Below are 12,158 nucleotides of genomic sequence, written 5' to 3' on the forward strand. Positions count from 1 at the left end.
TCCTATATAAATTAGATACTGTGTCAGGCTCGCTCAGTCTACTATGTGTAGTACTTTCACTCACCTTCCTTGTATCTAAATTATCTTGAACTGACTCTAGCATTTTGCAGAAACCAAAGCCCATTAAAAAAGGCAAATAACGTCAAGCGCTATTTGCCTTTTAGAATACTGCTAATATGAATCAGCTTTTATTAATCAACCTGTATTAATACATTAAAACTAACCTTCATAATCACGAACTTGGTTACGCAATTGCTGCTTGTATTCAGGAGTGATTGGTTCGTTCTCTTCATCGAGCATAATGGCGTCCAAATCACTTGCCATCATATAAGCGATGCTCATCATACTATCGAAGCTACGCAGTGCTTGTGGATGCGGCAGCGATAAGAATACTACCACGCCATTATAGGTATTGGTCGCCACGCTATGCGGATCAAAAGGCGCGATGCCACTATCAGTGATACCCATCATGCTAAACCATAGCATGCCCGTACCGTCTTTTTGCTCATAACGATGGAACATGTTCATAGCGCCATAGCGCAGACCATACTTATCAATTAATGCCAATAAATCACGACCACGGATAATCGCGGCTGGACGGTCGCGATATTGATGCGGCAAGATAGTGATATTAATGTTGTCTTTGGCATTGATGAGTGGACCGTTTTGCGCTTCATCCACTGGCTCTGAGAGATGCTGATCGAGTATCGGACTGTTATTATCGAAGCTTGGCTCGTCTGCAGTATCAATAGAGGGCATCAAGCTGTCAGTTGCCGACATCAAGCTAGAAAATGCATCAGGCTCTTGCTCGATATGCATCTGCTCAGCGGCTTCTGCAAACTCGCTGTTGTCAGCACGCTGCTGCTCTGCTTGCCAGCGCACATAGTCAGCATCATCTATTGTGTCAGTATCGCTGTCATTAACATCCGCATGCCCAGCTGTCAGCTGCGTATCAACATGGGTATGAGATTGGGTCAAAGGCTCGTCTTCGACCACCGCATTTAGATAACTGCGATCAGGGGCGATACTTGTTTCGCCAGCGACTGTATCATCCAAGTCTGGCTGATCGACGATATTGCGTTCATGGCGCGGTATGATAGGAATACCGTTTTTATCATAATTGACCGCTACCGCTTCAGCATTGCTGCGGCGCTTAAAGCTACGAATGACCATAAATAGCCCTGCAAGCATGATAAATGCGGCAATGGCAATCAATATAAACTGAATAGCGGTCATAAGAGATACATCCTAATATATGACAAAAGGGAATACATAAGAGGGAATAAATGGCAATAGTCTAGCATGGCTAATGAATATCGTCACCATATAGTCATCGTTTACCGTGAGGCTGACACACTTGCGTGACGTTGTAATATTGGCACATCATTTCTAACTATACCACTGACAATTGCTGCCAGTTATCAATTATTTTTGCTATTTAGCGCTGCTCTTAGTCAGAAAGGTAACGTGCCGCCTCATCAAGTGAGACGCTGACCAAAGTAGAAATGCCCGCGCTTGGCATGGTAACGCCTTTTAACTCATCGGCAATCTGCATCGTCAATTTATTATGGCTGATAAAGATAAACTGCAAATCGTCTGCTAATTCATGAATGAGACTGGTAAAGCGGGCGACGTTGGCATCATCAAGCGGCGCATCAACTTCATCTAGCACACAAAATGGCGCAGGATGCTGCTTAAATATCGCAAAAATCAAACTCAGTGCAGTAAGCGTCTTCTCGCCGCCTGACAGCACAGCGAGACGGCTATTACGTTTGCCCTTTGGTTGCGCCATCAAGGTTAGCCCTGCCCGCCACTGTTCTGATTTTGGTGCATTAACAGGCATATCATCCGTATTGAGCGTTAAACTGGCTTGCCCGCCACCAAACACTTTGGCAAATAAATTGGCAAGCTCAATATTGACGGCATCGAGCGTCTGCATAAATAGCGTCTTGGTGGTCTCATCAATTGAGGCAATCGCCTCCGTTAACGTCTGCATACTGGCAGCAATATCGGCTGTCTGCTGCGCGAGTGGCTCTAAGCGTTCATTAACCTCTGCCAACTCTGCAACGGCTGCCAAGTTGACTGCGCCAATTTTGCTTAGCTGCTGCTCAAGCTGCTCGCGCTCAGACTCAAGATCAGCGATTTTATCTGGGCGCACACGGCGATCATGAGCGATAAAATCTGCTAATAAGTTTGAGACGCTCATCACTTGTTGCTGATGCTGTGGGTGCTGCGCTATGTCCGATTGTGCTTTATATTTATGACTCACCTTATAATAAGCATCTAGCGCTTCTTGCGTATGGCTACTAGCATCCTCTAATTTTGCAGCGCTTAATGCCAACTCGGTCGAGTGATGGGCAAGCGCGCTTTGCTGGGTTTGCAGTGTGTTTTGTAAGCTATCTAGCTCTACTTGCTGCTGATTGTATTCTTGCTTGAGCACCGTTAATGCGGTTTCTCGCCCTGTTAATACAGCCTGCTGCGCATCGCACGCTGTTTGTGCCGTCTGCAATTCGGCTTGCAGTGCTGGCAGTGTATTTTGCTGCTGCTCATGACGCGTCTTTAGATTTTGCTCGCTTTGTAGCGACTTTTCAAATTGCGCACTTGCCCGAGCAAGACTACTGACACTATGTTCTAAACGCATCTCGCTTTGTTGAATACGAAGTTGCAAGGCTTGCCAAGCGTCATCATCTGCTTGGCGATTACGACTTAGCTCACTGCGCTCTGCTTGTAATTGCTGAGTTGCCGCACGAGCATCGGCGATTTGTGGCGTTAGCGCTGCTATTTTGTTTTGGATATCTTGCTGCTCATGATTGAGCGATTGTTGTTCCTGCACCAGCTCCTGTTGCTCTTGCTCAAGGGCTGCTTTATCAGCATTGAGGCGGTGGCTGTCCGCTTGCAAACGTTCAGCGTTAGCGCGCTGAGTAGTGAGCTTTTGCTGATACTGATGCTTATCGCGGGTTAATTGCTCAGCTTGCGCGCGTGTTTCTTCTAAGCTGACAGTCATTGCATCATAGTTACGCTGGTTATTAGCAATCGCCTTTTGCTGGTCTTGTATCTTTGTTTCAAAATCATCGAGCAACGCTTCTAACGCTTGCAAACGGCTGCGCTGCTGCAAACGCTGGGTTAAAAATTGACTGTTGCTGTTATTGCTACCATTTTGTCCATCTTGCGCACCAGCAAATTTACTGAGATTCATCGTACCCTGACGACTGATAAGCCAGCCGTCAGTCGTTAGTAAAATAGCTGACGAGGGCAATACTTTTAAAATCTTAGCAAGCGCTTCTAACGTTTGTTTATTATCTGTCTCAGGCTGTGCAATATATAAATAGCACTGCCGCCAAAGCGCTAAGTTCGGTGCGCTAATCAGCTGTGATAAAGGCAGTATTTTATCAATCAAACTCTCAGGCAATTCGCTAACCAGTGGCTTTGTATTTACCTCATTTTTCTTAGCGGATAGCCATAAACTATGACCCGTTTCTATTTTAATTGATGACTTTTCCACTGTATTGGTTTGCGCATTTTGATAAACAAATAAATCTTTTAACTCATGCTCAAGCACCTGCCATAAGCTATGCGTTTGCTCGGAGTCAGCGCTCACGTTATTAACATTTGGTTGATAAGTTTGGTTAGAAACCAGCACATGGCTGTCTAACCATAATGCCAACACACTATCGAGTAGCTTGGCATGCTGCTGACCTTTCGCGCTTAACTCAATCTGATCACGCAAGGTGGTAATGGTCAATTGGCTATAGTCGCTGACTATTTTGCTTTCTAAATCACTTTTAACATCAGCAGTTTTTGCATCAGCAGACTGTTGCGATTTTGATGCCGGCTTAGGATGCAATATTTGATGCAGGGTATCGTACTCACCTGCCAATACGGCGTGGCGCTTCTCACTCTCGCTAAGCTCACGCTGCTGCGTGTGCAATTGCTGCTGTAAATCCTGCGCTTGCGGTTGTAGCTCAGACAGTCGCTCATCGACGCTGTCTTGTTGGCGTTCAATCTGATGCAATTGTTTGTTTAGCTCAGCAACTTGCGCCGCTAACGTCTGCTGTAGGTTTTGTGCATCCGTTGGCGCTTGTGCATCAGAGCCCTTATTATTGCTAGATGTTGATAGCGACTGTTTTAGTTGCTGCCATAAATGCTGCCAGTTTGTATGACGACGTTGCCATTTTTCATTATTTTGCTGATAACGTTTTTGTGCTTGGCTATTAATCGCTTGCTGCTGTTCTAGCGAGCGAGCTTCATCCTGCAAGCGTGATAGCTGGTTTTGCGTGTCATGGTAGGCGCGCTGTAATGGCTGCTCGTTGCGTTTATGCGAATCGCGTTTATTCGTTAATTCAATAAGCTTCGGACGCAATGCTTCTAGCACAGTCTGCTGCTCGGCTTGCTCAGCTTTTAAGCGCTCAATCTCATCGACTGCTTGCTCACGCTGTTGATCCAAGCTGGCAAGCTGTTGCTCAATAGCGGTCAGCTGTGACTTGGCATCACCTAATTGATGCTCTGCTTGTTGATAGCTTAGCTGCTGTTGATAATGGTTGCTTTGCGCATCGTCTTTTAGCCACTGCTCTTGATTGATATGCGCGGCAAGTTTATCTTGCTTGGCTTTTAGGGTGTCATAGTTGGCTTGTAAAGTTGATACTTCAGTGGCGCTGCGCTCATGCGCTATTTTTTGCTGCTGCTGAGTATGCTTGGCTTGATAGAGCTGCTGAATGGCAAGCTGCTGCTTGATATCAGCAAGCGCTAATGCCAGCTCCTCATAACGCTCAGCACTGGCAGCTTGCTTAGACAGACGCTTTTGTTGGCTGACCAGCTCACTTTGCATATCATGCAGACGTGCCAAATTATCTCTAGTTTTCTCTAACTTCTTTTGCGTTTCTTCACGGCGTGCTTGATAGCGCGACACCCCTGCTGCCTCTTCGATAAACTCACGCAGCTGCATCGGGCTAGACTCAACGATACGCCCAATCATACCTTGCTCAATCACCGCATAGCTACGTGCGCCAAGTCCCGTACCCAAGAATACATCGACCACATCACGGCGACGACAGCGCGTACCATTGATAAAATAATCCGAGCGACCTTCCTTATTTACCTGACGACGAACGGACAGTTCTTGATACAGATTAAATTCATGGCGAATACCGTTTTGCTCATCTTGCGTATGCTCAAAGGTTAGCTCAACGCTAGCGACACTTTTGGCGGCTTTATCTTGCGTACCCGCAAAGATAACATCACTCATCGCCCCGCCACGCAGCTGCTTGGCAGAGGTCTCGCCCAGCACCCAACGAATGGCATCAATGACGTTGGATTTGCCACAGCCGTTCGGCCCAACGATGGCGGTGATACCATGACGAAAGGTAAAAGTCGTAGGATTGGCAAAGGATTTAAAGCCTGCCAGCTTTAGAGATTTTAGGCGCATGAAGGATCAGTAAATATGGCGAAAACAGGCGGCTATTCTACCTCAAATTGTGTTAAATTTTTAGGGTTTGTGACAGATGCTATAATATGGCTTAAAATAATAATTATTCATATAACTATCAAAAAATAAGAGTATAAAAATGCCTAACTATAATCCGCAAGAACTACAGCAAAAATATGAGCAATGGTGCGAGCTGCATCGTCAACAGCTTGAGGCGCAGCAGCAGTTTTTGCAAGCTGAAGCATTGCAAAATGAGTTGAAAAATTACTACCTAGACCCGCAATGGATGGCAGATCGTGAAGCGGATCTGCCAATTGAGTATTCATGTGATGAATACTCTATCTTTAGTGAAGATGCGCTGTGGAGTATGCTCAGCGACCATGATGAGCTAGCAAGAAAATGGATGCGTTTGGGGCTGGATGCGATTGATAAAAAATAGGATTTCTTTAAAATTAATAAAAGATAGTAAATAAATAAAGATACTTCTGAGGAGTGGCTATTTGTGTATATTCATTAGCATATTGTTTGATAACCTTTAATAGTTTGTCAGCCTCTCTATCAAATGCCTGTTTAATGATCTCACATTGCTCAAAACTACCAGCATATAGTTCAGTGTATAAGTCGATCAGTTGCTTAGAGAACTTTTCATAGTCCTCCTCTAATAATGGGAAGTGCAACATAATCAATGTTTCTACTTCTGTCATCAACATCATAAACGTCTCTATGGGAACGATTAAACTTTCACCTCTAGAGCGAAAGTAGATACCCTCGTGAACCATATAGGTTAATTTATATAATTTGATAATCAACTGCTCATATTTCTCTCGTTTAAATACTTGTATTTCTTTTTTATATTCTAGTCCTAACTTTAGAAGATCACGCTTGTGGTTTTGCCAATTTAATATAGAACTCGTTGCAAATGAAATTGCTCCCCCTAAAGCAACACTTAGAAGACTCACTAATACTACATCCATTCATCACCTTCCTAAAAACACTGCCTAAGTTAGAGTATAAATTTCTAGAGAATTCCAATCCCGCTTAACAACAGCTGCCCGCCTGCAAACAATAACAACACCCCAAAGGCACGCTTAAGCGTTAGCGCAGGCAACTGGTGCGCAAGCTTGGCACCGACTTTTGCCATCGCAAAGCTAGCGACAGAAATACATAAAAATCCCGTGATATGCACAAAGCCTATCGTGCCCTCAGGCAGATTGACAACATCTTGCCCGAACCATGCAAACCCTGCCGCGCCAGCCAATGCAATCGGTAAGCCACAAGCGGCAGATGTGCCGACCGACTGCTTCATCGGTAACCCCGCCCAATTTAAAAACGGTACGGTTAAGCTGCCACCGCCAATACCAAAAATAGACGACGCCATGCCAATCCCTGTACCCGCGCTAAACTGTACGCCAGTTGACGGTAGCGGTTTACCCAGCTGCTCTTTATTGGACAAAAACAGCATTTTTAAAGCAACCAATAACGCGCCGATACCGATGATGGCTTGCAATACTTTACCGTCAATCATATCGGCAATACCAGCTCCCACCAAACTACCGATGACCAAGCCGAGTGCCATTTTGCGCCATACTTCCCAGCGCACGCCGCCACGCTTATTGTGCGCAGTCATTGAGCTGATCGAGGTCACAACGATGGTCGCCAGTGACGTACCAATCGCCAAATGGGTCACCACTTCTGGTGAAAAATCATAAGCGGTAAAAATCCATACCAATGCTGGTACGATAATCATGCCGCCGCCAACGCCAAATAGACCTGCACTGACACCCGCAAATGCCCCTGCAATCACAAACCACACATATAACATCATCGAATCAGCCTTTTATCACACTTATTTTTATAAAAATTCTTTAGTTTTATAATCACTTGCCTATCGCATTTGCTAAATCATAATCCGACCTTTATGCTGTTTATTTGATACTGTCTAATCGTGACAATCTCATGACAATCGCCCAGTATAACAAAGATTATCCACGCTATATTAACCACATCGACGAAACTTATGCCGCCATTTTCCAATTTTTCTGACGACTCATTAGAGCTTCATCATTTACCACAGCTGAACCATCGCCACCTTGTCAGCAGTGCCTCTACCAATAGCGAGCTAATAGCAGATGTACAACATGGCACGTTAAATGCTGCGCAGATGCATCTACTGACCGCTGAAACCCAAAGTGCAGGTCGTGGGCAGCACGGGCGCTCGTGGCAATCACCGCGCGGCAATGTCTATCTGTCGTTATATCACCCTGTTCATCTGCCGATTAGCGGTCTACTGTCGCTGATTATCGGCGTTGAACTGGCAAAAATGCCCGTTATTCAAATATTAAATGAGCAATTGCACGCGCAAGGATTGACGCCAATTGGGGTAAAATGGGCAAATGATTTGGGCTTTTATCAACTGCCATCTGACTCAGTGTCAAATGGGCCCAAACTGGCAGCACAGACCCTACCTTTTAATAAACTTGCGGGTATTTTAATAGAACCTGTTACCCAAACGGGCAAATTGGTCGGCGTGGTGATGGGCGTAGGACTTAATGTACAGGCAACGCCCAAACTCACTGCGAAGACCTCTGAAGGCATGAGTTATCAGGCGATTAGCCTACAGGATATTTATGAGAGGCTAAAACCAGAGACAGATATTGTGAGTCTGCCAAGCCTAAAAATACTTTACCAACAAATGAGTAAAGCGCTGCTAGCCGCGATGACACGCTTTGAGCATCTAGGATTAGAGAAGCCCACTGGTCAAAGCTATAATTTGGACAGCTTTTTAAAACAGTTTGATTCGATGGACGCATTGGCAGGATTACGCTTGCACGTTACTCAAGAGCATAACGGTAAAACAGATAGCATCACAGGTTATGCTTGTGGTCTTGATACACATGGATGTTTGCAATTGCGTCAAGATAGCGGTAAGATTTCTGCGCTTTTTACCGGACGCATCGACGTTATTGATAAGGCTTAAATCAAAGACCCAATGGGCACGATATAAAGGGATTTTTATGCTCTGGTTAGATCTTGGCAACACCCGTCTAAAATACTGGCTCACCGATGATATCGGACAAATAGTCGCGCATGATGCCAAGCAACATTTGCAAGCGCCTGCCGAACTACTGATGGGTTTGACCGATCGCTTCGAGCGTTATGCGCCTGATTTTATTGGTATCTCATCGGTGCTGGGCGACGATTTGAATGTTAAAGTGTCAGAGACGTTAGGTCGTCTGAATATTCCGTTTGAGTTTGTCCATGTCGATGCCGCGCATGCTTTGATGAAGAGTGCTTATAATGACGAACAGCTTGGCTGTGATCGTTGGCTACAGATGCTCGGCGCCGTGGATAAGAAAAAACGTCAATGCGTGATTGGCTGCGGTACTGCGGTGACCATTGACTTGATTGATCATGCTGAGCATTTGGGCGGTTATATTTTCCCCAGTATTTATCTGCAACGTGAGTCACTGTTTTCGGGCACTAAGCAAATCACCATCTCCAATGGCACCTTTGATAGTGTGGGTCAAGGCATGACCACACAAGATGCGGTACATCGCGGTATCTTGCTCTCTATCGTCGGTGCCATCAATGAGATTAGCCATCGCCATCCCAACTTTGAAGTCATCATGACGGGTGGTGATGCAGCTATTATTTCTCAGCATGTTAATCGACCAGTACGTTTGCGTGATGACTTATTGTTGAATGGTCTGGCACGATATTTTGATCATACCAAACAGTCGTAATCATTTTATGAACCTTATAAAATGATTAATAAAAAAGCAGTACGTTTTAGGCGTACTGCTTTTTTGGTTTAAACACGTCTAACTTCTCTATTACTACCTATGGCACTGTAAAAATGATAGGTAAGCTAAAACTTGCCATTACGGCTTTTCCTTTAACCATGACTGGTTTCATTCGGCCGCTTCTTACCTGTCGAATAGCATTCTCATCCAAGCATTGATTACCGCTGCTTTTTTTGAATTGTACTCTAGTAATTTTGCCTTGTTTATCAATCGATCCATATAACAAGAGAGTGAGCTTATCGCCGGTACTCATAGTGTTTATACAATGAGATTCGATTCTCAAAATAGGTCTTACCACCCAATTTGCATTGCTAATAGAAATTTGAGTAACGGGTTCACGATTAGACAAATCAACCAGCTCTGCCTGTGCAGGCACCATACTCGCTGTCATCGTAAATAATGCAAACAGAGTGGTTAACAGACCATAAGTACTGATAGATTTTATGTTGGTAAGAAAATGAGAAGCTGTCTTGTTGGAAGCTATGTGATTAAGAGCGAACTTGGTATTTCGTTTACGAATCATTATAAAAGTCTTTTATTTAAGTCATTAAAAAGTGCCACGCTATGAAAGACATAACGTAGCACGTTTTTAGTTTTACAGTGAACATAATTCGATAAAAATTAGCTAATTATTTATACCTATTAGTATTATTTGGTCTCATTAAACAACTCACGACCGACCAACATACGGCGAATTTCACTGGTACCTGCACCGATCTCATATAGCTTGGCATCGCGCCAGTAGCGACCAAGTGGATACTCATTGGTATAGCCGTTACCGCCAAATATTTGAATGCCTTCGCCTGCCATCCAAGTGGCTTTTTCGGCACACCATAAAATCACACTGGCACAGTCTTTACGCACTTCTCGGCTATGACCAGCACCGCGCTGATCTAGCATGTCGAGATTTTTACCAACGGTATATAAGAAGCTGCGTCCTGCTTGCAGTATCGTATACATATCTGCCACTTTACCTTGGATAAGCTGGAACTCGCCGATGGCTTGACCAAACTGCTTGCGATCATGGATATAAGGCACAACATTGTCCATCACCGCTTGCATGATACCGATAGGACCCGCAGCCAATACAGCACGCTCATAATCTAGCCCACTCATCAGTACCTTAACGCCTTCATTGAGGCCGCCCAAGATGTTTTCGCTCGGTACGGTCACATTGTTAAAAGTCATCTCACCCGTATGGCTACCACGCATGCCGAGTTTGTCCAGCTTTTGTGCTGTGCCAAAACCTTCCATACCTTTTTCAACGATAAAGGCTGTCATGCCTTTGCCGCCTAGCTCAGGATTGGTCTTCGCATAGACCACCATCACATCCGCATCAGGGCCATTGGTGATCCACATTTTAGTGCCGTTTAACACGTAACTGCCGTCTTTTTCTTCAGCTTTAAGCTTCATGCTAACGACGTCTGAGCCAGCACCCGTCTCACTCATTGCCAAGGCACCGATGAACTCACCGCTGACCAGTTTTGGCAAATACTTGTGTTTTTGTGCTTCAGAACCGTTACGTTTGATTTGGTTGATACATAGGTTTGAGTGCGCACCATAGCTCAACGCTACCGATGCCGAAGCGCGGCTGATTTCTTCCATCGCGACCATATGTGCGACATAGCCCATATTAGAGCCACCGTACTCTTCAGGAACAGTGATGCCATGTAGACCGATATCACCCATCTTTTGCCATAAATCCATGGGAAACTCGTCACTACTGTCAATCTCGGCAGCACGCGGGGCGATTTCATTGGTTGCAAACTGCTGTACCATATCGCGTAATGCATCAATATCTTCGCCAAGCTGAAAATTCAATCCAGGTAAACTCATAACTATTCCTTGTGTTTTGATGTTTTTAAATTTCGATTTTTAATATTTTTTTAAAACCACTATAACTGTATTTATAATGTCATTTTTGAAGTCACAGTCAATCCACTATACTAATTAAGACTGACGTTTATTAATGGCGTTTATTGATGATGGCACGTGCCACATTTGAGCCATTTGGACGCTTTAAAAACGCACTGATACGCTCGCCTGCCACGACTAATTTATCTAAGTCGATACCAGTGCTGATACCCATACCATGCAGCATATACACCACATCTTCGGTCGCGACATTGCCTGTTGCGCCTTTGGCATAAGGACAGCCGCCCAGTCCAGCCACTGAGGTATCAAATTCGCTAACACCCATTTGTAGTGCGGCTAGCGTATTGCTCAATGCTTGACCGTAAGTGTCATGAAAATGACCCGATAGCATAGAGATATCAGTATATTCTAGAGCTGCCTGCAGGGCTCGTTGCACTTTGAGCGGCGTACCAACACCAATGGTATCGGCAATACCAATTTGCTCTGAACCAATCTCTACCAGACGCTTAGTCACATACGCTACTTGGCTTGGGTCAATGTCGCCTTCATAAGGACAGCCAACCGTACAAGAGATTACGCCTCGTACTTTGATACCCTGCGCTTTTGCCGCAGCAGCTACTGGTGCAAAGCGCTCAATACTCTCATCAATACTACAGTTGATGTTTTTTTGGCTAAAGGTCTCGCTAGCTGAGCCAAAAATAACGATTTCGTCAGGACGGTGCAAAATAGCATTTTCAAAACCGCGCATATTGGGTACTAAGACTGAATAGCAAACCTCTGTATGCCGCGTAGGTGCGAGCACGTCAAGCAGCGCGCTATTATCGCCCATCTGTGGCACCCACTTTGGCGAGACAAAGCTTGTTGCTTCTAGCTTTTTGACACCTGCCGCAATCAAATCATTGATAAGCGCTTGCTTAACCTCAGTCGGTACCGTCGTTGACTCATTTTGTAGTCCATCACGCGGGCTGACATCAACGATTCTGACATGGCTTGGATATGAATGGTTTGGATACGAATGGCTCATGCTTGTCGTCCTTATTGTTATTCGCCTTTTTATG

General features: G+C 44.9%; 10 protein-coding genes. 3 read left to right on the forward strand and 7 right to left on the reverse strand.

The genetic code is table 11. The features are described from left to right. Positions 1-219 precede the first annotated feature (219 nt). Together INT03_RS03975 and INT03_RS03980 are read right to left on the reverse strand one after the other, a co-directional pair. Positions 220-1,236 carry a cell division protein ZipA C-terminal FtsZ-binding domain-containing protein gene (locus tag INT03_RS03975; protein ID WP_193007731.1) on the reverse strand — a complete coding sequence of 339 codons (1,017 nt, stop codon included), beginning with the start codon at positions 1,234-1,236 and terminating at the stop codon, positions 220-222. Between the two features lie 214 nt (positions 1,237-1,450). Next, a complete protein-coding gene (locus INT03_RS03980; protein ID WP_193007732.1) occupies positions 1,451-5,422 on the reverse strand; it encodes an AAA family ATPase in 3,972 nt (1,323 codons plus the stop codon). Between the two features lie 139 nt (positions 5,423-5,561). Here INT03_RS03980 and INT03_RS03985 point away from each other — a divergent pair, with 139 nt between their 5' ends. Next, a complete protein-coding gene (locus INT03_RS03985; RefSeq protein ID WP_193007733.1) occupies positions 5,562-5,861 on the forward strand; it encodes a DUF4298 domain-containing protein in 300 nt (99 codons plus the stop codon). A gap of 13 nt (positions 5,862-5,874) precedes the next feature. On the opposite strand, the gene INT03_RS03990 is transcribed toward INT03_RS03985, so the two are convergent. After that, positions 5,875-6,396, reverse strand: a complete 522-nt coding sequence (locus INT03_RS03990; RefSeq protein ID WP_193007734.1) for a hypothetical protein — start codon at positions 6,394-6,396, stop codon at positions 5,875-5,877. Positions 6,397-6,440: 44 nt separating this feature from the next. Then, on the reverse strand, positions 6,441-7,244 hold the full coding sequence (locus tag INT03_RS03995) for a sulfite exporter TauE/SafE family protein (protein WP_193007777.1): 804 nt from the start codon (positions 7,242-7,244) through the stop codon (positions 6,441-6,443). Positions 7,245-7,439: 195 nt separating this feature from the next. Here INT03_RS03995 and INT03_RS04000 point away from each other — a divergent pair, with 195 nt between their 5' ends. Next, on the forward strand, positions 7,440-8,399 hold the full coding sequence (locus tag INT03_RS04000; RefSeq protein WP_193007735.1) for a biotin--[acetyl-CoA-carboxylase] ligase: 960 nt from the start codon (positions 7,440-7,442) through the stop codon (positions 8,397-8,399). Positions 8,400-8,436: 37 nt separating this feature from the next. Beyond that, a complete protein-coding gene (locus tag INT03_RS04005; RefSeq protein ID WP_045453617.1) occupies positions 8,437-9,165 on the forward strand; it encodes a pantothenate kinase in 729 nt (242 codons plus the stop codon). 97 nt (positions 9,166-9,262) lie between these two features. Here INT03_RS04005 and INT03_RS04010 read toward each other — a convergent pair whose 3' ends face one another. The 3 genes from INT03_RS04010 to INT03_RS04020 form a co-directional block, all read right to left on the reverse strand. Next, positions 9,263-9,748 carry an energy transducer TonB gene (locus INT03_RS04010; protein WP_193007736.1) on the reverse strand — a complete coding sequence of 162 codons (486 nt, stop codon included), beginning with the start codon at positions 9,746-9,748 and terminating at the stop codon, positions 9,263-9,265. 125 nt (positions 9,749-9,873) lie between these two features. After that, a complete protein-coding gene (locus tag INT03_RS04015; protein ID WP_193007737.1) occupies positions 9,874-11,061 on the reverse strand; it encodes an isovaleryl-CoA dehydrogenase in 1,188 nt (395 codons plus the stop codon). Between the two features lie 130 nt (positions 11,062-11,191). Continuing rightward, positions 11,192-12,124, reverse strand: coding sequence for a hydroxymethylglutaryl-CoA lyase (locus INT03_RS04020; protein WP_193007738.1), 933 nt, complete (start codon positions 12,122-12,124; stop codon positions 11,192-11,194). Positions 12,125-12,158 lie beyond the last annotated feature (34 nt).

The sequence above is a fragment of the Psychrobacter sp. PG1 genome (assembly GCF_014897815.1).
Classification (GTDB): Bacteria; Pseudomonadota; Gammaproteobacteria; order Pseudomonadales; family Moraxellaceae; genus Psychrobacter.

What these genes read in the sequence shown, in the direction of transcription:
- INT03_RS04010 (WP_193007736.1), bottom strand. Translation starts at nt 9,748, where the DNA reads ATGATTCGTAAACGAAATACCAAGTTCGCTCTTAATCACATAGCTTCC.
- INT03_RS04000 (WP_193007735.1), top strand. Translation starts at nt 7,440, where the DNA reads ATGCCGCCATTTTCCAATTTTTCTGACGACTCATTAGAGCTTCATCAT.
- INT03_RS03995 (WP_193007777.1), bottom strand. Translation starts at nt 7,244, where the DNA reads ATGTTATATGTGTGGTTTGTGATTGCAGGGGCATTTGCGGGTGTCAGT.
- INT03_RS04020 (WP_193007738.1), bottom strand. Translation starts at nt 12,124, where the DNA reads ATGAGCCATTCGTATCCAAACCATTCATATCCAAGCCATGTCAGAATC.
- INT03_RS04005 (WP_045453617.1), top strand. Translation starts at nt 8,437, where the DNA reads ATGCTCTGGTTAGATCTTGGCAACACCCGTCTAAAATACTGGCTCACC.
- INT03_RS04015 (WP_193007737.1), bottom strand. Translation starts at nt 11,061, where the DNA reads ATGAGTTTACCTGGATTGAATTTTCAGCTTGGCGAAGATATTGATGCA.
- INT03_RS03985 (WP_193007733.1), top strand. Translation starts at nt 5,562, where the DNA reads ATGCCTAACTATAATCCGCAAGAACTACAGCAAAAATATGAGCAATGG.
- INT03_RS03975 (WP_193007731.1), bottom strand. Translation starts at nt 1,236, where the DNA reads ATGACCGCTATTCAGTTTATATTGATTGCCATTGCCGCATTTATCATG.
- INT03_RS03980 (WP_193007732.1), bottom strand. Translation starts at nt 5,422, where the DNA reads ATGCGCCTAAAATCTCTAAAGCTGGCAGGCTTTAAATCCTTTGCCAAT.
- INT03_RS03990 (WP_193007734.1), bottom strand. Translation starts at nt 6,396, where the DNA reads ATGGATGTAGTATTAGTGAGTCTTCTAAGTGTTGCTTTAGGGGGAGCA.